A 20,289-nucleotide genomic window follows, 5' to 3' on the forward strand; every position below is an offset into this window, starting at 1 on the left:
GTCAGCCCAGCGAGGCCGTCAGCTCCACCGAGTCGTCCCCGACGCTGGTGCAGGTCAGCGACAGCGGGCCGGCGCTGACCCTCTCGCCGGTGGCGCAGGAGACCTCCGCGTCGCCGACGGACAGGGTGGCCCGGCCGTCCTGCGTGCCGGCGAACACCAGGGAGGTGCCCAGGATCGACGCCTCGGAGCCCTCGCCGCTCAGCGTCGCGGTGCACGAGTTGCCCGAGCAGGAGACGTTGTCGGAGCTGAGCGAGCACCCGGCCACCGCCGCGGCGGCGACGAGCAGGGGGACGGCGAACCGGGCGGCGCGGAGGGACGTCATGCCCGGTCACGGTAGGGGTCAGGGGGTCGGCAGCGCGGGACCCTGCACCGGCTCGTCGGTCGGCGCGGGCTCCTCGCCGTCCCCGGTGGGCAGCGGGTCGACGTAGGTGCGCTGGATGGTCACCTCGGACTGGCCCAGCCCGCCGAGGGTGATCTCGTCGTAGGCGGTCAGCTCGCCGGTGGCCGGGTCGAGGTAGAGCACGGTGCAGCTCAGCGGCGTGGGGTCCTCGCCCTGCAGCCCGCGCAGACCGGCCCCGCCGGTGGAGCCCTCGACCATCAGCCGGGTGCCGTCCTCCAGCACCGACACGTCGCGCTCGTGGGTGTGCCCGGCCAGCACCAGCGGGACGACGCCGTCCAGCGGGTCGGCCTGCGGCGGCTCGTGGACCATCGCGATGGCCGGCGGCTCGTCCAGCGTGGCGATGTACTCGGCCAGCTCCTCGCCGGACTGCTCGAGCGTCTCGCCGTCCTCGTCGCCGTCCTTGTCCGGGGTGAAGCGGGGGTCCGGCGCCCCGGCGACCGTGATGCCGGCGACGGTGGTCGAGCTGTCGTCGAGGACGACGGCGTTGGGCTGGGCCGCGACCGCGGCGGCGGTGACCGCGGAGTCGTGGTTGCCGCGCACGTACACGTAGGGGACGCCGAGGCCGCCGATCCAGCCGAAGGTCTGGTTCTCCACCGGGCTGCCCCAGTCCACGACGTCCCCCGTGTCGAGCACGGCGTCGACGTCGAACTGGCCCACGACCTGGCTGACGAGGTCGGCGCCGGCCGGGTTGAGGTGCAGGTCGGAGACGTGCAGGAGGGTCACGCTGTCGCCGGTGGTGCTGGGGTCGGGCAGCGTGGAGACCGCCGAGTAGAGCGTGCTGACGTTGCTGACCAGGTCCTCCAGCGAGGCCCGGTAGGCGTCGTAGCGCGCGACGATGTCGCGGGCCGAGCCGATCAGGCTGTTGGCGTTGACCAGCAGGCCGGTGTAGGTCGGCTGGGACAGCGCCTCGGGTCGCCAGGTCGCCGCACCGAGGCCGGCCGTGCCGGCCAGCAGCAGCGAGGAGAGGCCCAGGGCGACCCACTGCTCGCGGCGGCGGCGGAAGACGACGAGCGACAACACCAGGGCGCCGCCGACGCCGGCCCCGGCGGTGGTCCACGCGAGCTCCGCCACGGCGGCGCGCAGGTCCTCGCTGACCCGGTCGACGACGCCGTCCAGCTGGCTGGGGTCGGTGGCCAGTGCCTGGGCGCGGGCCTGGTCGACGCGGCGCAGCTGCACGTCCAGCCGCAGCGGGCCGTCGTAGGCGTCGACCGCCAGCGAGCCCAGCGGCGGGATCTCCACCTCGGCGCCGCCCGAGGGGGCCGGGGTGAAGGCGACGGTGGCGTCGAAGGGGCCGATCGGTGCCTGCACGTGGCCCAGCAGCGCGATGCCCAGCGTCGCACCGACGACCGCCACGACGACCCGCTGGGACCACCGCACCACGGCGCGCAGCCGACGGCGGCCGGTCCCGTCCTCCTCGGGTGCGGCGTCCGCGGGCTCGGTCACCGGACGACGGTAACGAGCGGCCGCCCGTCGGCGCTGGTCAGCGGCGGCTGAGGGCCCGGGCGGTGAACACCCAGGCGCGCAGGGCGACGAACCGGGCGAGCCCGATCGCGCCGGTCACGGCCCCGATGAGCAGCACCTGCAGCTCCCAGGACGCGTCCCCGGTGAGCTGGTCGAGACCGGCCAGCGCCAGCGAGGTGGCGACCAGGCCGATCGCGGCCAGCCCGCCGCCCTCCCACTGCGCGGTGAACCAGCCGACCCGGCCGTCGGCGTGGAAGGTCAGCCGGCGGTGCAGCTCGTTGGCCAGCAGCGTCGACCCGATGGCGCCGGCCAGGTTCGCCGGCTGGTCGCCGATGCCGTCGAGGGCGAGGAAGAGCAGGGCGTAGAGCGCGCTGGAGACCGCGCCCACGAAGACGAAGCGGGCGAACTGGGAGCGGCCGTCCTCGCCGTCGCGCAGCCCCGCCAGGAGGGTGCCCAACCGCGACCGGTCAGCGTCCTCCGCACGGGGGCGGTGGAGCAGGGTCGCGCAGGTCACGTGGGTCTCCGGTCATCCAGGGCAGATGGTTGCGTCTGCCCACAGTCTTCGGGTCCAACCGGTGATCCGGCTGTGCATTCCCGGTGCCTGACGTTAGCCCGGTGATGGTTGTCACAAACAACTGCCGCGCCGGTCCTAGGGTGCCGGCATGAGGGGCGTGCCGGTCACCGTCGTCGTCCTCGGGCTGCTGCTGGCCGGCTGCTCGGCCGACCGCGTCCCGGCTGCGGCGAGCCCCACCCCGGTCCCCGCTTTCGACGAGGTCCCCGGCATCTCCGGGGAGGTGGTCCGGCTGCGCACCGACGACGCGGTCGGCGGGCAGGTGCAGGTGCGGCTGACCGACACCGGTGGGGACCCGTTCACCGTCACGGCGGTGGGGCTGGTGAGCGCCGCGTTCGCCGAGCAGCCGATGTCCCCGCGGACCGCGACCTACGCGCCCGGCCGCACCATCGACCTGCCGGTGCCCGTCGGCGCGGTCGACTGCGCCGCCGACGTGCACCCGGTCGGTGCCCGGGTCGAGCTGGACCGCGGCGCCGGTCCGGAGGAGGTCGTCGTCCCGCTGGACGGCGACGCGCTGGACCTCGTCGCCGGGGAGCAGTGCGCCGCGCAGCGCCTGGCGCAGCACGTGGCGATCGCGGTGGAGGGGTTCACCGACGACGGCGACGGCGTCCGGGGGACCGTCGTCCTCACCCGGGTCGACGACGGCGGCGACGTCCGGGTCGACGCGCTGGGCCGCAGCGTGCTGCTCGAGCCGGCCGCGCCGGACCTGCCGGTGACCCTCGCCGCCGACGAGCAGGAGCTCGCGGTGCCGATCACCGTCGGGCTGGCCAGCTGCGACCCGCACGTGCTGGCCGAGACCAAGAAGCCCTTCGTCTTCCCGCTGACCGTGGAGGCGGCGGGGGAGACCGCGGTGGTCGACCTGCCGCTGTCCGACGCCCAGCGCGGGCAGCTGCAGGCGCTGGTCGACCGCGTCTGCCGGTGACGGCCCGGCCCCGGACGCACCTCAGGGGGGAGGGCGCGTCCGGGGTCGGGGTCGTGCACCCGCGACCGCGGTGGGGGGCCGCGGCGCAGGCAGGAGGGGTGACCGGAGGGGGCCGGCCACCCCTGGTCAGGGGACGCGCAGGGCGCGGGCCCAGCCGGCCGCCGTGCAGCCGACCCGCAGCCACAGGTCGACCTCGCCGGGGACCACCAGGGCACCGGCGACGACGTCGGCCGGGGCGCGGTGCGGCAGCCGCCACGCCCGCACCCCGCCGGCCACCGCCGCGACGGCCGCGACCACGAGCCAGGGCCAGAGCGGGGCGCCGGCGACCAGGGCGACCCCCAGCAGGGCCAGCAGGCCGAGCCGGGCGGCGGCGGCGACCAGGAGGGCGAGCCGGGCGCGCCGCAGCCGACGGGTGTCGCCGGACCGCAGCGCCAGGGCGTCGCGCTCGGCACGGACCCGGCGGCGGCGGGCGAGGGCGGACACGGTCAGCACCGGCCCGGCGTGCACCCGGGCGGACGGCGCGGTCGAGGTCGGGGCGCCCGCGCGGCGCAGGTCGCGCATCAACTGGGGGTCGCCGTCGAGCAGGTCCCACGGGCCGGGGGTGTCCCGGCGGGCGGTGACGGCGTGCAGGGCGGCGGAGTCGAAGAGCCCGACCTGGCCGTCCAGGGCGTACTCCGCGCGCTCCCCGCGCAGCGCGCCGAGGGTCCAGTCGGCCAGCTCGGCCGGGTCGCGGCGGACCAGCCGCCGGGCGACCGGGGTGGAGCCGAGCTCCTGGTCGACGCCGTAGCGGGCGACGACGCCGCCGGGCCGGCCGGCGAGGGTGCGCTCCAGCTGCTCGAGGCAGTCGGGGGCGAGCACGGTGTCGGCGTCGACCACGGCGACCAGGTCGGCGCCGGTGCGGAAGCGGCGCCAGCCGGCGGTGAGCGCGCCCGCGCGGCCGTCGGGGTTCTCCACGGTGCGCATGACGGTGACGCCCTCGAACCCGCGGGCGACCTGCTCGGTGTCGTCGAGGCAGTCGTCGGCGAGCACCACGACGCGGTCGGGGACCCGGGTCTGCGCCTGCAACGAGCGCAGCGTCGCGGCGATCGTCGCCTCCGCGTCCTGCGCGGGGACCAGCACCAGCAGCCGGGCGGTGTGCGCCGCGGCCGGTTGCGCACGGTGACGGCTCAGGCGGGTCAGCAGGCGGGGGCGCGGGGGCAGCACACGGCCCTGGAGCAGCGGCCGGGTCGGGGAGACCGGGTGCTTGCCGGGCATGTGGGGGCTCTCGCTTCCTGCAGGACGTGCGCGGGGACCCGGACGACGCTAGGTGACCCTGCGTGGCCCCGGCATCCCTCGATCGGTGCGCGCGCGACCCCGGACGGGTGATCGCCGGTCCTGCGACCACGCTGGGTGATCAGGCGGTGAAGACCGACCAGCACAGGGCGTCGCGGCGCTGCTGGTCCTCCAGCACCAGGTCCCGGACGGCGGCGGGCAGCAGGTCGCGCTGTGCGTCCCGCTCCCGCCGTCCGGCGTCGAGCCCGTCGGCCGCCCGGACCGCCTTGATCGCGTAGGCGGCGGCGCCCAGGTCGTGCTCGGCGACGTGCGCGACGACGGCGGCCTGGCCGGCGGCGTAGGCGGCGAACCGGGCGGCACCGCGCAGGTCGCGGGCCGCGCCCATGGCGTGCCCGCCGGCGGCGCGGGTGACCATCATCGGCAGCTCGCCGCGGGTCCAGGCCCGGACGGCGGCCAGCGCCTCGGCGGGGCGGGCGTCATCGGGGCGCTCGGCGGTGAACAGCGGCAGCACCCGCTCGGCGCAGGCCGCGGCCCACAACGCGAGCAGGTGGTGGTGCTCGTCGGACAGCGCCCCGCCGCGGCGCACGGTGACCAGCCGGGGGTCGCGCACCGGCGGCAGGATCACGGACCCGATGATGCCTGCGTGACCGCCACCCCCGGGGCAGATCCCGCCCTGTACGAGTCAGACCCCGTCTTCGTCGAGCAGTTCAACGCCTGGGTGCGCGACGAGGTCGACGCCGACTGCGCCGTGCTCACCCCGCGGGTGCGGCAGCTCGTGCGGCTGGCGTCGGTCGTGGGCGCGAACGGCACACCCCGCTTCGAGGTGCTCGCCGACGGTGCACTGGACGCGGTGCTGACGCCGGTGGAGCTGAAGGAGCTGGTCTACCAGGCGGTGCCGTGGGTGGGGTACGCGACGGTGTCCGACGTGCTGCGCGCGACCAACGACCTGCTGCGCCGACGGGGCGTGCAGCTGCCGCTGCCCGAGCAGGCCGGGACACCGGCGGAGCCCCCGGCCGCAGCCGCCACGACCGGCGACACCGCCCACCTGGACCGCTACGTCACCGGCTACCTGCACCGGGACGTGCTCGGCCGCGGCGGGCTGGACGCGGCGGACCGCGCGCTGGTGACCGTCGCGCTGCTCGTCGGGCTCGGGGCCGAGCCGGCGCAGCTGGAGGAGCAGCTGGGCGACGCCGTCGACGCCGGCCACGACCGCGCCGTCCTGCTCGGCGTCCTCACCGCCCTGGTGCCGGCCGTGGGCCTGGCCCGGGTGCGCGCCGCGGTCACCGTGCTGGACGCCGTCCTCCCGGCGGCCGCGCCGTAGGCTCGCGCCACCGGGCCTCTAGCTCAACTGGCAGAGCAGCGGACTTTTAATCCGCGGGTTGTGGGTTCGATCCCCACGGGGCCCACCCACGAGGTGCCGCCGGTGATCACCCCGGCCGAGGTGCGGTCTCCCGTTGCGGATGGCAGCGGTGGACCCGGGGTGATCACGGGCGCGCGGCGTGTGCTATTGACATTCGATAGTTATCCATCGATTGTCGATGCATGCCTCGTCTGCGGGTGGTCCCGCTGCTCCGTGTCTTCCTGGTGGCCCTGTTCGGGGTCGTGCTGGTGCTGCAGCTGTTCTCCTTCCCCGGCCAGTTCGCGTACATGGCCCGCGTGGACGCCGAGCTGGCCTGGCTGCGCTGGCCGCTGACGCTGGTCGCCGGCGGCACGCTGCTCGGCTTCGAGGTCGTGCTGGTCGCCACCTGGAAGCTGCTCGGCATGGTCGAGCGCGACCGGATCTTCACCCCCGACGCGCTGCGCTGGGTGGACGTGGTCGTGCGGGCGACCGCGGGCGGGGGAGCGGTGTTCGCCGCCGGCTTCCTGCTGGTGGGGCACAACGCCACCGACCCGGGCGTGCCGCTGCTGCTGTTCGTCGTGCTGCTCGGCATCGTGGTCGTCGAGCTGGTGGTCCTGGTGCTCCGCTCGCTGCTGCGCCAGGCCACCGAGCTGCGCGCCGACCTCGAGCAGGTCATCTGATGCCGATCGTCGTGCGCATCGACGTGCTGCTCGCCGAGCGCCGGATGGGCGTGGGCGAGTTCGCCGAGAAGGTCGGCCTCACCCCCGCGAACGTCGCCGTCCTGAAGAACGGCAGGGCCAAGGCCGTTCGGTTCAGCACTCTGGAGTCCATCTGCCGGGTGCTGGACTGCCAGCCCGGCGACCTGCTCGAGTGGGTCGACGAGGACGCCGAGGTCCTCTCGTGACCGACGTCCTGGTCGTCGGCGCCGGACTGGCCGGCCTGCACACCGCCACCGGCCTGGCCCGCCGCGGCCACCACGTCCTCCTGGTCGACCGCCGCTCCCGGCTGGACGGCGCGGTGCGCACCACCGGCATCTTCGTGGCCCGCACCCTCGCCGACTTCCCGCTGCCCGAGGCCCACCTCGGTCCCCCGATCAGCCGGGTGGTGCTGCACCCGCCCTCGGGGCGCCGCGCGGTCACCCTGGACAGCCCCCGCACCGAGTACCGGGTCGGCGACATGGCCGGCCTCTACCTGGCCGCCGCCCGCGACGCCGTCGAGGCCGGCGTCCGGATCGCGCTGTCCACCCGCTTCCTCGGCCGGGACGGCGACGGCTGGCGGCTGGCCGGCCCGGACGGCGACCGCACCGTGCGCGCCCGTTTCCTGGTCGGGGCCGACGGCGCCCGCTCCCGGGTGGCCGCCGAGCTGGGCCTGGACCGCAACCGTCACCTGCTGGTCGGCGCCGAGGTGGTGTTCGCCGTCACCCGGCACGACCGCCCGCCGGCCTTCCACTGCGTCCTCGACCCGGTGCTCGCGCCGGGCTACCTGGCCTGGGTGGTCGACGACGGCGAGCACGTGCACGTCGGCACCGCCGGCTACCCCGACCGCTACCCGCAGGGCCTGGCCGCGGCGCTGCGCCGGACCACCACCACCGCGCCGGGCCTGCACCACGCCGTGCCCGTCGACGCCGAGCGCCGCGGCGGGCCCATCCCGGTCGGCGGCCTGCTGCGCCGGATCAGCTCCCCCGAGGGCCTGCTGGTCGGTGACGCCTCGGGCGCGGTCTCCCCGCTCACCGCGGGCGGCCTGGACCCCTGCCTGCGCCAGGCCGCGCAGGCGGTCGACGTGCTGGACACCGCGCTGCGCACCGGTGCGGCACCGGCCGGCTACGACGGCGCCGCGCTGCGGAAGGCCTTCCGGGGCCGGCTCGGCCTGCGGCACGGGCTGGCCGCCGTCCGCTCGCCGTGGCTGGTCGAGGCCGGGTTCCCGCTGCTGGCCACCCCGCCGGGGCGGGCGCTGGCCGGGGCGGTGCTGTTCGGGGACCGCTCGTTCCCCGACGCGGTCAGCGACGCCCGCGCAGCCGAGGTGCCAGCACGACCGCCAGCAGCACCAGGGCGACGACGAGGATGACGATGTCGCCCCACGGCCAGATCGAGCCGGTGTCGCCCCGGGCCAGGCCGTACACCGCGTAGGCGCCCACCAGCACCGGCACCGCGGTCCACCAGACCGGGGTCTTGGCGGGCTGCGGGGTGTCCTCGGCGGGCTCGGTCATGCCTGCACGGTAGTCAGCGCGACCGCCAGGCCCGGATGAGCTCCTTCTCCCGCTCCGCGGTCAGCCCGGCCGCCAGGCCGTCGGACAGCGCGTGGTCCCAGGCCCACTGCAGGGTGTCGCGGGCGGTCTCCTCGGCCGGGCGGAACGCCAGGCCGGCGGCCAGCGCGGCCGAGCTGTCGACCGCGTCCTGCGGGATCTGGTCCTCGGGGAACCACAGCGGACGGTGCTCCTCGGGGACGTCGGTGACCTGCCCGCGCAGCCAGTCCTCGTCGGTCCACACCAGCTCGACGTCACCCGGGCGCGCCCCGGCGGCGACCAGGCAGGCGTCCAGCACCTCGCCCAGCGTCTCGCGGCGGCCGGGCCCCACGGCGTTGAAGGTGCCCGAGGCGCCCTCGGCCAGCATCGCCACGACCCAGTCCGCGACGTCGCGGGCGTCGCTGTACTGCACCGGCCGCGACGGGTCGCCGGGCACCAGCACCGGGCCCTCCCTCGTGCCGGCGCGCGCCCGGGCGAACCGCAGCGGCCAGTAGCTGAACCGGTCGGAGGGGTCGCGCGGGCCGACCATGATGCCCACCCGCGGCAGCAGCACCGGCCCGTCGAAGACGTCCCCCAGCAGCTCCTCGGCCGCCAGCTTGGCCAGCGACCGCTCCTGCAGCGGGTCGTCGTCGGCCTCGGTGCCCGCGCTGCGCACCGGTGCGGACTCGTCGGGGACGGCGGGGCCCGCCGGGGCGTAAACGCTCATCCCCGACACGTAGCCGTAGGTGCCCACCCGCCCGGAGAGCAGCTCGGCGGTGCGGCGGACCGCCGGCGAGCCGGGGCGCGGGTCGGTGAAGGTGTCCAGCACGGCGTCCCAGGTGCCCGACCCCAGCGCCGACAGGTCGCCGTCCCGGTCGCCGGTGAGCACCACCGCGTTCTCCACCGAGCTCTCCCCGGACCGGTTGAGCACGGTGACCCGGTGGCCGCGGCCCAGCGCGGCGGTGACGGCGTGGTGGCCCAGGAAGCCACCACCGCCCAGGACCAGCAGGTGCACGGCGGTTCCCCTCGTCGGCGGTCGCGGCCGCCTACCCGGGCGTCCGGGGGGCTCAACCCAGCGCGTGGGACACCCGGTCGGCCGCGGTCACCAGCGCGGCGCCGACCTCGGCGTCGTCGACGGTCTGGTCCACGAAGATGACCGCCAGCGCGCCCGCGGCCGACCCGTCGGGGCGCCGCACCGGCGCCGCGACCGCCCGCATGCCGGGGATCACCTCGCCCAGCGAGGACGCCCAGCCCCGGGCGCGCGCGGCCACCAGCTCCGCGCGGTCGTCGTCGGCGGGCGGCTCCGGGACCAGCAGTGCCAGACCGGTGGCGCCGAGGTGCACGGGGTGCCGGTTGCCCGGGCGGAAGGCCACGTGGGCGGGGGAGTCGCGCGGCTCGACGGCGTTGACGGTCACCGCCTCGGCGCCGTCGCGGACGACGAGGAACGCGGTCATGCCCAGCTCCTGCACCAGCCGGGCCAGCTCGGGGGTCGCCGCGGCCTGCAGGGTGCGCCGCACGGCCCGGGACAGCCCGACCACGCCCAGGCCCACGCCGTAGCTGCCCTCGGCGTCCCGCTCGACCAGCCGGTGGGCCTCCAGGGTGCGCAGCAGCCGGTAGGCGACCGACCGGTGCACGCCGACCGCGGCCGCGACGGTGGCGATCGACTGCGGGGTCCGGGTGGTGGCGAGGTGCTCGAGCACGCGGATGCCCCGGTCCAGCGTCTGCGAGGCGGGGACGTCGGGGACGTCGGGGACCTCGTCGTCGGCCACCCGTCCCCCTCCGCTCTCGGTGGGCACATCGAACCACGCGGTCACCGACCGGTCGTGGTCTGATCAGCGGCATGGCTGACAGCGAGGTCCTGCTCGAGGTGGACGGCGGCGTCGCCGTCGTCACCCTCAACGCCCCCGACCGCCGCAACGCGCTGACCCCGGCGATGGCCGCGGAGTTCATCGCGGTGCTCGACGAGGTCGACGGGAGGGACGACGTCGGGGCGCTGGTGCTCACCGCGGTGGGCCGGAGCTTCTGCGCCGGCGGGGACGTGCAGACCCTGCTCGACGCCGGCCAGGACCCGGCCGCCGGGCCCGCCTGGGACGGCATGGGCGCCATCTACGACTCGTTCTACCGGCTGGGCCAGGTCCGGGTGCCCACGGTGGCCGCCGTCCGCGGGTCGGCCGTGGGCGCCGGGATGAACATGCTGCTGGCCGCCGACCTGCGGGTGGTGGCCGACGACGCCCGGCTGATCTGCGGCTTCCTCAAGCGCGGGCTGCACCCCGGCGGCGGGCACTTCGTCATCCTGTCCCGGCTGATCGGCCGGGAGGCCGCCGCGGCGATGGCGCTGTTCGGCGAGGAGGTCAGCGGCGCCCGGGCCGCCGAGCTCGGCCTGGCCTGGGCGTCGCTGCCCGCCGACGACGTGGAGCCGCGCGCCCGGGAGCTGGCCGCGCGGGTGGCCGCCGACCCCGAACTCGCCCGGGTCGCGGTGGCCAACTTCCGCAAGGAGACCGGCCCGCCGCACGTCTCCTGGGAGATCGCGACCCAGTTCGAGCGGCCGGCGCAGATGTGGTCGATGCGCCGGTCCGCCGACCGGGGCTAGGCGCTACGTCGTCCGCTGGTCCTTGGGCTCCGCGCGGGCGTCGAGCTGGATCTCCTTGTCCGCGCGGGGCACGCCCTCGCGCAGCTCGACGGTCCGCTCGCGCTCGGCGTCGAGCTCCAGGCCGACCAGCAGCACCAGGTTGGTGATCCACAGCCAGACCAGGAAGACGACGACGCCGGCCAGCGCGCCGTAGGTCTTGTTGTAGCTGCCGAAGTTGGCCACGTAGAAGGCGAACAGCGCCGACGCGACCAGCCAGACGACCAGGGCGAAGGCCGCGCCGGGGGAGACCCAGCGGAAGCCGCGCAGCCGCACGTTGGGCGTGGCGTAGTAGAGGACCGCGATCATGATCGCGACCAGCACGACCATCACCGGCCACTTGGCGATGTCCCACACGGTGGTCGCGGTGCTGCCCAGGCCCAGGGCGTTGCCGACCGCGTCGGTCAGCGGGCCGGTGGCCACCACGGCCAGGCCGATGACGACGACGAAGAGGATGCCGATCAGCGTGACCAGCAGCTGCAGCGGCTTGAGGACGTAGAACTTCCGTCCCTCGGGCGTCTCCCAGATGACGTTGGCCGCGCGGGTGAACGCCCCGACGTAGCCCGACGCCGACCACAGCGCCCCGGCCAGGCCGATGACCAGGCCGAAACCGGCGGTGGTGGTGCTGCCGGCGACCTGCTCGATGACGCCGGAGAAGGTCTGCGACGCGGTGCCCGGGGCGACCTGGTCGAGGATCTGGGTCAGCGCGTCGGTGATCTGCCGGGGGTCGAAGACCAGCCCGACGATCGAGACCAGCGCGATCAGCGCCGGGAACATCGCCAGCACGAAGTAGTAGGTGAGCGAGGCCGCCCAGTCGGTGAGGTTGTCCTCGCTGGTCTCGGTGACCAGCCGCTTGAGCGTGCCGCCCGTGGTGGCCTTGGGGTCGGCGCCGGTCGGGGCGTGGTCGGCCCGACCGCCCGCGGAGATCTTCTCGTCGCGGGGCGGGGCGCCCCGGTTGCTGCTGGACATCGGAGCACTCCGGCGGCTCGCAGGTGACGCGGTTTGCTCCCGCTGGCCTCCTCCCTGCCCCCGATCCCGGAACGGAAACGGACGCCGGTCGACGGGATCGCCCGCCGACCGGCGCCCGGTCAGGCCGTGGTGGGTCAGGCCGAGGTGCGGACCGAGCTCAGCCGGCGGCCGTGCTCGGCGGCCTCCTGCTCGGCGGAGGCCTTCAGGTCCGCGGCCAGGTCGGCGAACTCGTCGAGGGCGGGGTTGACCCCGACCAGGGTGAACTCGCGGGTGACCACGGTCAGGTCGAGCTGCCAGACGTCGGCCAGGATCCGGCGCAGCCACCCGGTGGCGTGGTCCCAGCCCTCGCGCGGCGTGCCGGCGCTGTAGTTGCCGCCGTGCACGGTGACCAGGACGGCGGGCTTGCCGGCGAGCGGGGGCTGCTGCCCGGGCGCCATGCGGGGGTCGGTGATGACCAGGTCGACCCAGGTCTTCACGTGCTGGGAGACGCCGAAGTTGTACAGCGGGACGGCGAGCAGCAGCGCCTCGGCGTCGACCAGCTCGTCGGTCAGCGTGGCGGCCAGGGCGACCGCCTCGGTCTGCTCGGGGGTGCGCTGGTCGGCCGGGGCGTAGGAGCCGTTCACCGCGGCGGCCCAGGCGGTGGCCGGGAGCGGCTCGGTGCCCACGTGCCGGCGGGTGACCGGGGCGTCGGGGTTCCCGGCGCGCCACTCGGCCTCGACGATGTCGGCGATGGCGCGGCTGGCCGAGCCCTCGGTGCGGATGCTGGCGTCCAGGCGGAACAGGGACATGGCTACCTCGCTAGGTCTGTAGAGGTCGCTAGGGAAAAACGAGCGACCGGTACGAAGCTAGCATGAGTAGGCTGGGGGGCGTGAGCGACGACGTCCAGCACTCCCCGCGGACGTGCGACGCCGCCCTCGCCCAGGCCTTCGGCTTCCTGGGCAAGCGCTGGAACGGCCTGGTCATCGGGGTGCTCAGCACCGGTCCGGCCAGTTTCAGCGAGCTGCGCCGCGCCGTCGGCGGGATCAGCGACTCCGTGCTGTCCGACCGGCTGTCGGAGCTGGCCGCCGCCGGCCTGGTCGAGCGCACCGTCGACGCGGGCCCGCCGGTCGGGGTGAGCTACGCCCTCACGCCGTCCGGTGCGGCGCTGTCCCCGGTGCTCGACCAGCTGGCCGACTGGGCGTCGACGAACCTCGCCCCGCGCTGCCCGACGGCCGACTAGCGGATCCCGGAGACCGGCGACCACTCGCCGGCGCAGGCGGTCGCCCGCTCGACGTCGGCGAGCTCGTCGGGCCGGCGCCGGGAGCTGCGCCGGCCCCACAGCGCGACCAGCCCGGTCACCAGGGCGCTGCCGCCGCCGAGCACGGCGACCACGGTGAAGGAGCCGTTCGAGGGCAGCCCGGTCGCGTCGGCGGAGCCCGCGACCACCGTGATGATCAGCGCGCTGGCCAGGGCGCTGCCGACCGACCGGGTGATGGAGTTGACCCCGTTGGCCACCCCGGTCTCGCTCGGGTCGACGGCCTGCACCACCAGCGCCGGCAGTGCGGCGAAGGCGACGGTGACCGCGAGCTGGGTGAGCAGCCCGACGAGCACGACCACCCAGGGCACCGACCGGGCGAGGGCGAAGAGGGTGAAGCCGACCAGCCCGGAGGCCGCCCCGATGAGCAGCGTGGTCTCCCCGCCGATGCGGGACACGACCTGCCCGGCGAAGGGCGCCAGCACGATGCCGACGACCCCGCCGGGCAGCAGGTAGACCACCGCCGCCTCGAGCGTGGACGCCCCGAACCCGTAGCCCGCCGCGGCCGGCACCTGCACGAACTGGGTGACGGCGAGGAAGGAGGCGAACAGGCCGAACCCGGTCATCAGCCCGGCGACGTTGGGCACCAGCATCCGGCGGTCGGCCAGCAGCTGGGGCCGCACCAGCGGGTGGGTGCGCCGCCGCTGCAGCAGCACCCAGCCGGCCAGCACGACCACCGCGCCGGCCAGGCAGCCCAGGGTCGCCGGCGACGCCCAGCCCCAGGTGTGGCCCTGCGACAGCGGCAGGAGGAGCAGCACCAGCCCGGTGCCGAGCACGACGGCGCCCCACCAGTCCACCCCGCCGGTCGCGCTGGCCGGCCGGTCGGGCAGTGCCCACGCGGCCAGGGCGAGGGCGACCAGCGCGATGGCCAGGCCCAGCCAGAACGGGCGGTGGTAGTTGCCGCCGTCGCGGGTGAGCAGGCCGGTGACCACCAGGCCGATGACGCCGCCGACCGCGAGCGTGCTGGACACGACGGACATCGCGATGGTCAGCCGCTCCGCGGGCAGCTCGCGGCGCAGGATCGAGATGGACAGCGGGAACAGCCCGTAGGAGGCGCCCTGCAGCACCCGGGCCACCAGCAGCAGCGGCAGCGACGTCGTCAGCACCGCCAGCAGCGTGCCCGCGCTGATCACGACCAGGACGCCGAGCACGACCCGCCGCTCGCCGAGGGTGTCGCCGAGCCGGCCGATGACCGGGGTGAGCACCGCGGCGGCGAGCAGGTTCGCGGTCAGCACCCAGCCGGCCGCACCCGCACCCACGCCCAGCTGCTGCCCGATCACCGGGAGCATGGGCACCACCAGCGACTGCAGCAGCGACAGCGTGGTCACCGCCAGCGAGAGGGTCAGCACCAGCAACCCGGCGCGCGGGGCATCGCGGGTCACGGGACCTCCGGGTTCACATCGGTAGCCTGACGCAGCAATGGGACCACGCCGTCCGGAATTGTGAGCACTGTTACGGGATGTTCACCTGGGTTCCGGGTGATGCGGGGTTCGGTTGCCGAAGATGCGGGCAGTGGACGTCACGGATGACGTACCGGCGGGTCCACCGCCGGGTTCTCGAGAGGATGGGGAGACCAACCCGATGCTGCTGTGGCCGGTCGTGACCCTCGTGGGTTTCCTGCTGCTGACCGCCCTGGTGATCGCGATGGGGACGCAGTCCACCTCCCGGTACGAGACCGAGAAGCGCACCGCCGCGGCTCCCGTCCCCCGTGGCCGGCACGCCGCCGCCGCGGAGTCGCTGTCCGCCTGACCGGTCAGAGCCAGCCCGGGTCGGCGTCCAGCGTCGTCCGGTCCAGGCTCGCCAGCAGGTCCAGCTGCGGACCCGTCCGCGGCAGCTCGTAGCGCTGGAAGTACCGGGCCGCGGCCCGCTTGCCGGCGTAGAAGTCCCCGTCGGCGTCGCCGGCGGCCAGCACCTGCTCCAGCCACAGCCAGGCCACGACGACGTGGCCGACCGCCTCCAGGTACACCGTCGCGTTCGCCAGCGCGACGTCCGGGTCGCCGGCTCCCCACAGCGTCGCCGTCACCTCGCCCACGCGGGCCACGGCCGCGTCCACGTCGGCGGCCAGGTCGGCCCACTCCGTGCCGGCCGCCCGCGCCGTCGTCGCCCCGATGGTGGTCGCCAGCAGCCGCAGCCCCTCACCGCCGCCGGCCACCACCTTGCGGCCGAGCAGGTCCAGGCCCTGGATGCCCGCGGTGCCCTCGTGGATCGGGTTGAGCCGGTTGTCCCGGTAGAACTGCTCGACCGGGAAGTCGCGGGTGTAGCCGTAGCCGCCGTGCACCTGGATCGCCAGGTCGTCGGCGACCAGCCCCCACTGCGAGGGCCAGCTCTTCGCGATCGGGGTGAGCACCTCGAGCAGGGTGTGCGCGGCGGTGCGCTCCTCGGGCGTCTCCGCCGTCTGCTCCTCGTCGACCAGCTTCGCGCAGTACAGCCCCAGTGCCAGCCCGCCCTCGACGTAGCTCTTGGCCGCCAGCAGCATCCGCTTGACGTCGCTGTGCTCGACGATCGGCACCGGGGGGGCCAGCGGGTCCTTGCCGGCCGGGGGTCGGCCCTGGGTGCGGGTCCGGGCGTAGTCCAGCGCGTGCAGGTAGCCGGTGTAGCCCAGGGCGGTGGCGCCCAGCCCGACGCCCACGCGGGCCTCGTTCATCATGTGGAACATCGCGGCCAGGCCGCGGTTCTCCTCGCCCACCAGCCAGCCGACGGCGCCGGGGCGCCCGCCGGGGCGGTGCACGCCCTCGCCGAAGTTGAGCAGGGTGTTCGTCGTCCCGCGGTAGCCCATCTTGTGGTTCAGCCCGGCCAGCACGACGTCGTTGCGCTCGCCGATCCCGTCCCCCTCGGGCAAGAACTTGGGGACGACGAACAGGCTGATGCCCTTCACGCCGGCCGGTCCACCGGGGACCTTCGCCAGCACCAGGTGGACGATGTTCTCGCTGAGCTCGTGGTCGCCGCCGGAGATCCACATCTTGGTGCCGGTGAGCCGGTAGGAGCCGTCCTCCTGCCGCTCGGCGCGGGTGGTGATGTCGGCCAGGCTCGACCCGGCCTGCGGCTCGCTCAGCGCCATGGTGCCGAACCAGCGGCCCTCGGCCATCGGCCGCACGTAGGTGTCGATCTGCTCCTGGCTGCCGTGCGCCAGCAGCAGGTGCGCGTTGGCCATGGTGAGGAACGGGTAGGCCGAGCTGCCCACGTTGGCGGCCTGGAACCACACGGTGGCGGCCTTGCTCACCACCTGCGGCAGCTGCAGGCCGCCCAGCTCCTCGGGCAGGGTGCCGGCGGTCAGGCCGGCCTCGCCGAACACCTTGAGCGCAGCGGCGACCTCGGGCACCAGCACGACCTTGCCGTCGACCACGTGCGGCTCGTGCTCGTCGGCGGCGCGGTTGTGCGGGGCGAAGTGCTCGACGGCGATCTCCGCGGCCAGGTCGATGACCGCGTCGAAGGTGCCGCGGTCGTGCGCGGCGAACCGCTCGCGCTTGGTCAGCTGCTCGACCTGCAGCCACTCGTGCAGCAGGAAGTCCAGGTCGCGACGGGACATGACCAGGGACGCGCGCATGGGGGACCTCTCGACGACGGTGTCTGCCCCCGAGGCTAGGCCGCCAGGAACGCCCGCAGCGCGCGCAGGGTCTGCTCGGGGGCCTCGTCGACCAGGAAGTGGCCCGCGTCTACCGCCTGCCCCTGCACCAGGTCGTCGCGCTCGGCCCGCTCGCGCCATACCGCGACGACGTCCTCGGGCCCGGTGCCGACGACGCTGCGCCCGCCCCAGAGCACCAGCAGGGGGCAGCCGACCCGGTGGCCGGCGGCGGCGTCGGCCGCGTCGTGCTCGAGGTCGACCGAGGCGCCGGCCCGGTAGTCCTCGAGCATCGCGTGCCGGGTGGCCGGGTCGGCGAAGCAGCGCTCGTACTCCGCCAGCTGCGCGGGGGAGTGGGCGTCCAGCGGCCCGCCCCAGCCGCCGAGCAGGCTGTGCAGGTAGCCGGTCGGGTCGCCGGCGATCAGGTTCTCGGGCAGCGGTGCGGGCTGCAGGTAGAGGAACCAGTGGTAGTAGGCGGTGGCCAGCCGGCGGTCGACGTGCGCGTAGACGTGCGCGGTCGGCAGCACGTCCAGGACGGCGGCGCGGGTGACGTGGTCGGGGTGGTCCAGCGCCAGCCGGTGGGTGACCCGGGCGCCGCGGTCGTGGCCCACCACGGCGTAGCGCTCGTGGCCCAGGTGCGCCATCAGCGCGGCGGCGTCGGCGGCCATGGCGCGGAAGGAGTGCGGCGCGTGGTCCTCGGCGTCGGCGGGTTTGCCCGAGTCGCCGTAGCCGCGCAGGTCGGGCACGACCAGCGTGTGGTCGCGGGCCAGGTCGGGGGCGATGCCGGCCCACAGCGCGTGGGTCTGCGGGTAGCCGTGCAGCAGGAGCAGCGGCGGACCCGCACCCCCGGTGACCGCGTGCACCCGCGTGCCGCCGTGCCGGTGCTCGACGTCGAGGTCGAGCACGTCGAAGCCGGGGAACAGTACATCACCCATGGGCGCACCCTGCCCGAACGCGACCGCCCCCGCAGCGGCTGCGCTGCGGGGGCGGTGCGGTGGTGGTGCGGTGGTGCTGCGGGGTGGACGTCAGTCCTTGGGGCGGCCCGCCGGCAGGTGGTCGGCGGGGATGCTGTCCAGCCCGGTGGGCCGGCCGTCGTCCCCCTCGTGCCGTCCGTGGTCGGCGTCGACGTCCTCGTGCCGGCCGGCCGGCTGGTCGGTCACCACGGCGTGCCGGCCGGTGTCGGTCGTCGCCGAGGTCGGGGCGACCGAGGTGGGCGCGGCGGCCCCGGCGGCGTTCGCCGCGACGGTCGCCGGCTGCTCGGTGGGGGCGTCCGCGGTGGGCGCGCCCTCGGCGGCACCGGACTGCCGGGCCTGGACGCCGGACTGGTTGCGCAGGGCGACCTGCGGCAGCCAGAACAGGACGACGAACCCGACGACCAGCGCGGCCGCGGCGAGCAGGAACACGAAGTCGATCGACGTGGCGAACCCGTCCTTGAACGGCAGGGCCAGGGTCGGGTCCAGCCGCTGGACGAAGGAGGTGTCCGCCAGGTCGCTGCCCGCGCCCTGCAGCTGCTGGAGCTGGTCGGGGTTGGCCTGCGCGGCCTGCTGGAACGCCGCGCTGGACTGGGCGTCGGCGTAGGCGTTGCCGATGTTGGTCGGCAGCGAGCTGAACAGCACCGAGAGGAAGATCGCGGTGCCCAGGGTGCCGCCCATCTGGCGGAAGAAGGTCACCGAGGAGGTGGCCACGCCGATCTCGCGGGGGCTGACGGCGTTCTGCACGGCCAGGATGATCGGCTGGAAGTTGAAGCCCAGGCCGACACCCATGGCGAGCATGAACGGCACCATGACCCAGTAGTTGGTGTCCGCGCCGACGACGAAGGACAGCGAGACCAGCGCGCCGATCATCAGCACCAGGCCGATGAGCGGGAACTTCTTGTACTTGCCGGTCTTCCCGATCACGATGCCGGAGCTCATCGCGCCGGTCATGATGCCCAGCACCAGCGGGATCATCTGCAGGCCGGCCTCGGTGGCCGAGGAGCCGTGCACGATCTGCAGGTACTGCGGCAGCAGCAGCAGGCCGCCGAACATGCCCATGCCGACCACGATCGAGCTGACCGCGCTCACCGAGAACGTGCGGTTGGTGAACATGCGCAGCGGCAGCAGCGCGTCGTCGCGGTAGGCCCGCTCGGCAAGCACGAAGGCGACGAAGCCGACGGCACCGATGGCGTAGCAGACGACCGCGCTGGTCGAGCCCCAGCCCCAGGTGCGGCCCTGCTCGGCGACGATCAGCAGCGGCACCAGGAACGCGACCAGGGTGATGGCGCCCGGGTAGTCGATGCGCCGGCTCTGCCGGGTGTGCGGCAGGTGCAGGTTCTTGAAGACCACGGCCAGCGCCAGGATGCCCAGCGGCACGTTGACCCAGAAGATCCAGCGCCAGCCCGACAGGCCCAGGATCGACTCCTGGCCGGCGAGGGCGCCGCCGATGACCGGGCCGAGCACCGAGGAGGTGCCGAAGACGGCCATGAAGTAGCCCTGGTACTTCGAGCGCTCACGGGGCGGCACGATGTCGGCGATGATCGCCAGCGCCAGCGACATCAGGCCACCGGCGCCGATGCCCTGCACGGCCCGCCAGGCGGCGAGCTCGTACATCGAGGTCGAGATGCCGCACAGCGCGGAGCCGACCACGAAGACCGCGATCGCGAACAGGAAGAACGGACGCCGGCCGTAGATGTCGGACAGCTTCCCGTAGAGCGGGGTGGCGATCGTCGAGGTGATGAGGAAGGCCGTGGTGGCCCAGGCCTGCAGGTCGTAGCCCTGCAGGTCGTCGGCGATGGTGCGGATGGCCGTGGAGACGACCGTCTGGTCCAGCGCGGCCAGGAACATGCCCAGCAGCAGCCCGACCAGGATGGTGATGATCTGGCGGTGGGTGAAGGTGCCGTCGGCGCCGGGCGCGGAGGCCGCGGCCCGACGGTCGGCGGAGGACTCCGCGCGATCGGTGGTCTGGGTCATCGGTCCTTCTCGGGGGTGGGTCGGGTCCGCTGCGCGCCGGCGGCGCCAGCAGGGTTCTGGGGGGCGGGCGTGCCCTGGGCGGCGGCCGCCACCGCGGGCAGGGCGTCGGTGAGGTCGCTGACGAAGCGGTCCAGCAGGCTGCCGAAGGTGGCGAGCTCGCTGTCGGACCAGTCGGCGGTGACGGTGTGGAAGAGGGCTTCGCGCTCGCGGTGCATGGCGGCCACCACGGACTCGCCGGCCGGGGTGATCACGAGCTGGCTGGCCCGGCCGTCGCTGGCGTCGGCCACCCGGCGCACCAGGCCGTTCTCGACCAGTAGTGCGACGTGCCGGCTGATCGTGGACGGGTCGGCGTGCACCATCTCGGCGAGCGCGCCCTGGCGCTGCGGGCCGAGACGGAGCAGCGGGAACAGCAGCACGTGGGCTGCCCGCTCGCGGGAGTCGCCGCCGGCGGTGATGGCCGTCTTGAGCGCGTGGATGACGCGCATCAGGCGCGAGATCTGGTCGGAGACCGTCGAGACGTCGCCCGGCCGGCTGCACACCCCGTCGAGATCCGGCGCGAGGAGGGAGTCGGTCATGCGTGCTCCTCCCGGGTAGGGGTGACCCGCGGTCGCGGGACGGTTGGACAGTACAACTCGTTGCGCGGTACATGCAATCAGTTGCAGGGTGCATGTTGATGTGAGGTGGGCAACTGGTTGCGCCCTGCACCG

General features: G+C 74.9%; 23 protein-coding genes and 1 tRNA gene. 9 read left to right on the plus strand and 15 right to left on the minus strand.

What is annotated here, in order from left to right:
- Nucleotide 1 precedes the first annotated feature (1 nt).
- Genes BLT39_RS06900 through BLT39_RS06910 form a run of 3 tightly spaced genes read right to left on the minus strand, consistent with a single transcriptional unit; the run spans nucleotide 2 to nucleotide 2,318 of the window.
- Nucleotides 2-322 (minus strand): hypothetical protein, encoded by a 321-nt coding sequence (locus tag BLT39_RS06900; RefSeq protein WP_091060929.1) that lies wholly within the window; start codon nucleotides 320-322, stop codon nucleotides 2-4.
- An 18-nt stretch (nucleotides 323-340) separates the two neighbouring features.
- The gene (locus tag BLT39_RS06905) at nucleotides 341-1,843 is read right to left on the minus strand and encodes a metallophosphoesterase family protein (RefSeq protein WP_091060932.1); all 1,503 of its coding nucleotides are present in this window, start codon (nucleotides 1,841-1,843) and stop codon (nucleotides 341-343) included.
- A gap of 37 nt (nucleotides 1,844-1,880) precedes the next feature.
- The gene (locus BLT39_RS06910) at nucleotides 1,881-2,318 is read right to left on the minus strand and encodes a GtrA family protein (protein ID WP_091061801.1); all 438 of its coding nucleotides are present in this window, start codon (nucleotides 2,316-2,318) and stop codon (nucleotides 1,881-1,883) included.
- A 205-nt stretch (nucleotides 2,319-2,523) separates the two neighbouring features.
- Between BLT39_RS06910 and BLT39_RS06915 the strand changes: the two genes are divergently transcribed.
- Nucleotides 2,524-3,354, plus strand: a complete 831-nt coding sequence (locus tag BLT39_RS06915) for a hypothetical protein (protein ID WP_131801430.1) — start codon at nucleotides 2,524-2,526, stop codon at nucleotides 3,352-3,354.
- A gap of 126 nt (nucleotides 3,355-3,480) precedes the next feature.
- Here the strand turns inward: BLT39_RS06915 and BLT39_RS06920 are convergent, their stop codons facing one another.
- Both BLT39_RS06920 and BLT39_RS06925 read right to left on the minus strand, forming a co-directional pair.
- The gene (locus BLT39_RS06920) at nucleotides 3,481-4,608 is read right to left on the minus strand and encodes a glycosyltransferase family 2 protein (RefSeq protein ID WP_091060939.1); all 1,128 of its coding nucleotides are present in this window, start codon (nucleotides 4,606-4,608) and stop codon (nucleotides 3,481-3,483) included.
- A gap of 139 nt (nucleotides 4,609-4,747) precedes the next feature.
- Complete coding sequence (locus tag BLT39_RS06925; protein ID WP_091060942.1) at nucleotides 4,748-5,251, minus strand: putative immunity protein; 504 nt, start codon at nucleotides 5,249-5,251, stop codon at nucleotides 4,748-4,750.
- An 18-nt stretch (nucleotides 5,252-5,269) separates the two neighbouring features.
- Here BLT39_RS06925 and BLT39_RS06930 point away from each other — a divergent pair, with 18 nt between their 5' ends.
- The 5 genes from BLT39_RS06930 to BLT39_RS06950 all read left to right on the plus strand — a co-directional run bounded on the left by BLT39_RS06930 (nucleotide 5,270) and on the right by BLT39_RS06950 (nucleotide 8,029).
- A complete protein-coding gene (locus BLT39_RS06930; protein WP_165640188.1) occupies nucleotides 5,270-5,947 on the plus strand; it encodes a carboxymuconolactone decarboxylase family protein in 678 nt (225 codons plus the stop codon).
- A gap of 12 nt (nucleotides 5,948-5,959) precedes the next feature.
- Nucleotides 5,960-6,032, plus strand: a tRNA-Lys gene (locus BLT39_RS06935).
- 136 nt (nucleotides 6,033-6,168) lie between these two features.
- Nucleotides 6,169-6,645 (plus strand): DUF2975 domain-containing protein, encoded by a 477-nt coding sequence (locus tag BLT39_RS06940; protein WP_091060949.1) that lies wholly within the window; start codon nucleotides 6,169-6,171, stop codon nucleotides 6,643-6,645.
- Complete coding sequence (locus tag BLT39_RS06945; RefSeq protein WP_091060951.1) at nucleotides 6,645-6,869, plus strand: helix-turn-helix domain-containing protein; 225 nt, start codon at nucleotides 6,645-6,647, stop codon at nucleotides 6,867-6,869. The genes BLT39_RS06940 and BLT39_RS06945 overlap by 1 nt, the downstream gene beginning before the upstream one ends.
- Complete coding sequence (locus BLT39_RS06950) at nucleotides 6,866-8,029, plus strand: NAD(P)/FAD-dependent oxidoreductase (protein ID WP_242658217.1); 1,164 nt, start codon at nucleotides 6,866-6,868, stop codon at nucleotides 8,027-8,029. Before BLT39_RS06945 ends, BLT39_RS06950 begins: the two co-directional genes overlap by 4 nt.
- On the opposite strand, the gene BLT39_RS06955 is transcribed toward BLT39_RS06950, so the two are convergent.
- Genes BLT39_RS06955 through BLT39_RS06965 form a run of 3 tightly spaced genes read right to left on the minus strand, consistent with a single transcriptional unit; the run spans nucleotide 7,962 to nucleotide 9,955 of the window.
- A complete protein-coding gene (locus BLT39_RS06955; RefSeq protein WP_091060957.1) occupies nucleotides 7,962-8,171 on the minus strand; it encodes a hypothetical protein in 210 nt (69 codons plus the stop codon). The genes BLT39_RS06950 and BLT39_RS06955 overlap by 68 nt on opposite strands.
- Before the next feature lie 13 nt (nucleotides 8,172-8,184).
- Nucleotides 8,185-9,201, minus strand: a complete 1,017-nt coding sequence (locus tag BLT39_RS06960; protein ID WP_091060960.1) for a Rossmann-fold NAD(P)-binding domain-containing protein — start codon at nucleotides 9,199-9,201, stop codon at nucleotides 8,185-8,187.
- A gap of 52 nt (nucleotides 9,202-9,253) precedes the next feature.
- Nucleotides 9,254-9,955 (minus strand): IclR family transcriptional regulator, encoded by a 702-nt coding sequence (locus BLT39_RS06965; RefSeq protein ID WP_091060963.1) that lies wholly within the window; start codon nucleotides 9,953-9,955, stop codon nucleotides 9,254-9,256.
- A gap of 71 nt (nucleotides 9,956-10,026) precedes the next feature.
- Between BLT39_RS06965 and BLT39_RS06970 the strand changes: the two genes are divergently transcribed.
- The gene (locus BLT39_RS06970; RefSeq protein WP_091060967.1) at nucleotides 10,027-10,776 is read left to right on the plus strand and encodes an enoyl-CoA hydratase/isomerase family protein; all 750 of its coding nucleotides are present in this window, start codon (nucleotides 10,027-10,029) and stop codon (nucleotides 10,774-10,776) included.
- A gap of 3 nt (nucleotides 10,777-10,779) precedes the next feature.
- Here the strand turns inward: BLT39_RS06970 and BLT39_RS06975 are convergent, their stop codons facing one another.
- Both BLT39_RS06975 and BLT39_RS06980 read right to left on the minus strand, forming a co-directional pair.
- Complete coding sequence (locus BLT39_RS06975) at nucleotides 10,780-11,781, minus strand: YihY/virulence factor BrkB family protein (protein ID WP_091060970.1); 1,002 nt, start codon at nucleotides 11,779-11,781, stop codon at nucleotides 10,780-10,782.
- Nucleotides 11,782-11,915: 134 nt separating this feature from the next.
- Complete coding sequence (locus BLT39_RS06980) at nucleotides 11,916-12,569, minus strand: FMN-dependent NADH-azoreductase (protein WP_091060973.1); 654 nt, start codon at nucleotides 12,567-12,569, stop codon at nucleotides 11,916-11,918.
- 80 nt (nucleotides 12,570-12,649) lie between these two features.
- Here BLT39_RS06980 and BLT39_RS06985 point away from each other — a divergent pair, with 80 nt between their 5' ends.
- Nucleotides 12,650-13,000, plus strand: a complete 351-nt coding sequence (locus BLT39_RS06985) for a winged helix-turn-helix transcriptional regulator (protein ID WP_091060975.1) — start codon at nucleotides 12,650-12,652, stop codon at nucleotides 12,998-13,000.
- Here BLT39_RS06985 and BLT39_RS06990 read toward each other — a convergent pair.
- Complete coding sequence (locus tag BLT39_RS06990; RefSeq protein WP_091060978.1) at nucleotides 12,997-14,457, minus strand: MFS transporter; 1,461 nt, start codon at nucleotides 14,455-14,457, stop codon at nucleotides 12,997-12,999. The genes BLT39_RS06985 and BLT39_RS06990 overlap by 4 nt on opposite strands.
- 199 nt (nucleotides 14,458-14,656) lie before the next feature.
- Between BLT39_RS06990 and BLT39_RS22335 the strand changes: the two genes are divergently transcribed.
- Nucleotides 14,657-14,824, plus strand: coding sequence for a hypothetical protein (locus BLT39_RS22335; protein ID WP_165640189.1), 168 nt, complete (start codon nucleotides 14,657-14,659; stop codon nucleotides 14,822-14,824).
- Between the two features lie 4 nt (nucleotides 14,825-14,828).
- Here the strand turns inward: BLT39_RS22335 and BLT39_RS06995 are convergent, their stop codons facing one another.
- From BLT39_RS06995 to BLT39_RS07010, 4 genes are all read right to left on the minus strand, one after another.
- Nucleotides 14,829-16,619, minus strand: coding sequence for an acyl-CoA dehydrogenase (locus tag BLT39_RS06995; RefSeq protein ID WP_091060981.1), 1,791 nt, complete (start codon nucleotides 16,617-16,619; stop codon nucleotides 14,829-14,831).
- 35 nt (nucleotides 16,620-16,654) lie between these two features.
- The gene (locus tag BLT39_RS07000; protein ID WP_091060985.1) at nucleotides 16,655-17,569 is read right to left on the minus strand and encodes an alpha/beta fold hydrolase; all 915 of its coding nucleotides are present in this window, start codon (nucleotides 17,567-17,569) and stop codon (nucleotides 16,655-16,657) included.
- A gap of 90 nt (nucleotides 17,570-17,659) precedes the next feature.
- Complete coding sequence (locus BLT39_RS07005; RefSeq protein ID WP_091060988.1) at nucleotides 17,660-19,582, minus strand: MDR family MFS transporter; 1,923 nt, start codon at nucleotides 19,580-19,582, stop codon at nucleotides 17,660-17,662.
- Nucleotides 19,579-20,157, minus strand: a complete 579-nt coding sequence (locus BLT39_RS07010) for a MarR family winged helix-turn-helix transcriptional regulator (RefSeq protein ID WP_091060991.1) — start codon at nucleotides 20,155-20,157, stop codon at nucleotides 19,579-19,581. The genes BLT39_RS07005 and BLT39_RS07010 overlap by 4 nt, the downstream gene beginning before the upstream one ends.
- Nucleotides 20,158-20,289: the final 132 nt, after the last annotated feature.

The sequence above is a fragment of the Klenkia brasiliensis genome (genome assembly GCF_900100695.1).
Lineage (GTDB): Bacteria > Actinomycetota > Actinomycetes > Mycobacteriales > Geodermatophilaceae > Klenkia > Klenkia brasiliensis.

Bases quoted from the DNA above. Each gene is read 5' to 3' on its own strand.
- BLT39_RS06955 (WP_091060957.1), bottom strand. From the start codon at position 8,171: ATGACCGAGCCCGCCGAGGACACCCCGCAGCCCGCCAAGACCCCGGTC.
- BLT39_RS06975 (WP_091060970.1), bottom strand. From the start codon at position 11,781: ATGTCCAGCAGCAACCGGGGCGCCCCGCCCCGCGACGAGAAGATCTCC.
- BLT39_RS06940 (WP_091060949.1), top strand. From the start codon at position 6,169: ATGCCTCGTCTGCGGGTGGTCCCGCTGCTCCGTGTCTTCCTGGTGGCC.
- BLT39_RS06915 (WP_131801430.1), top strand. From the start codon at position 2,524: ATGAGGGGCGTGCCGGTCACCGTCGTCGTCCTCGGGCTGCTGCTGGCC.
- BLT39_RS06920 (WP_091060939.1), bottom strand. From the start codon at position 4,608: ATGCCCGGCAAGCACCCGGTCTCCCCGACCCGGCCGCTGCTCCAGGGC.
- BLT39_RS07000 (WP_091060985.1), bottom strand. From the start codon at position 17,569: ATGGGTGATGTACTGTTCCCCGGCTTCGACGTGCTCGACCTCGACGTC.
- BLT39_RS06945 (WP_091060951.1), top strand. From the start codon at position 6,645: ATGCCGATCGTCGTGCGCATCGACGTGCTGCTCGCCGAGCGCCGGATG.
- BLT39_RS06900 (WP_091060929.1), bottom strand. From the start codon at position 322: ATGACGTCCCTCCGCGCCGCCCGGTTCGCCGTCCCCCTGCTCGTCGCC.
- BLT39_RS06980 (WP_091060973.1), bottom strand. From the start codon at position 12,569: ATGTCCCTGTTCCGCCTGGACGCCAGCATCCGCACCGAGGGCTCGGCC.
- BLT39_RS06970 (WP_091060967.1), top strand. From the start codon at position 10,027: ATGGCTGACAGCGAGGTCCTGCTCGAGGTGGACGGCGGCGTCGCCGTC.
- BLT39_RS06995 (WP_091060981.1), bottom strand. From the start codon at position 16,619: ATGCGCGCGTCCCTGGTCATGTCCCGTCGCGACCTGGACTTCCTGCTG.
- BLT39_RS22335 (WP_165640189.1), top strand. From the start codon at position 14,657: ATGCTGCTGTGGCCGGTCGTGACCCTCGTGGGTTTCCTGCTGCTGACC.
- BLT39_RS07010 (WP_091060991.1), bottom strand. From the start codon at position 20,157: ATGACCGACTCCCTCCTCGCGCCGGATCTCGACGGGGTGTGCAGCCGG.
- BLT39_RS07005 (WP_091060988.1), bottom strand. From the start codon at position 19,582: ATGACCCAGACCACCGATCGCGCGGAGTCCTCCGCCGACCGTCGGGCC.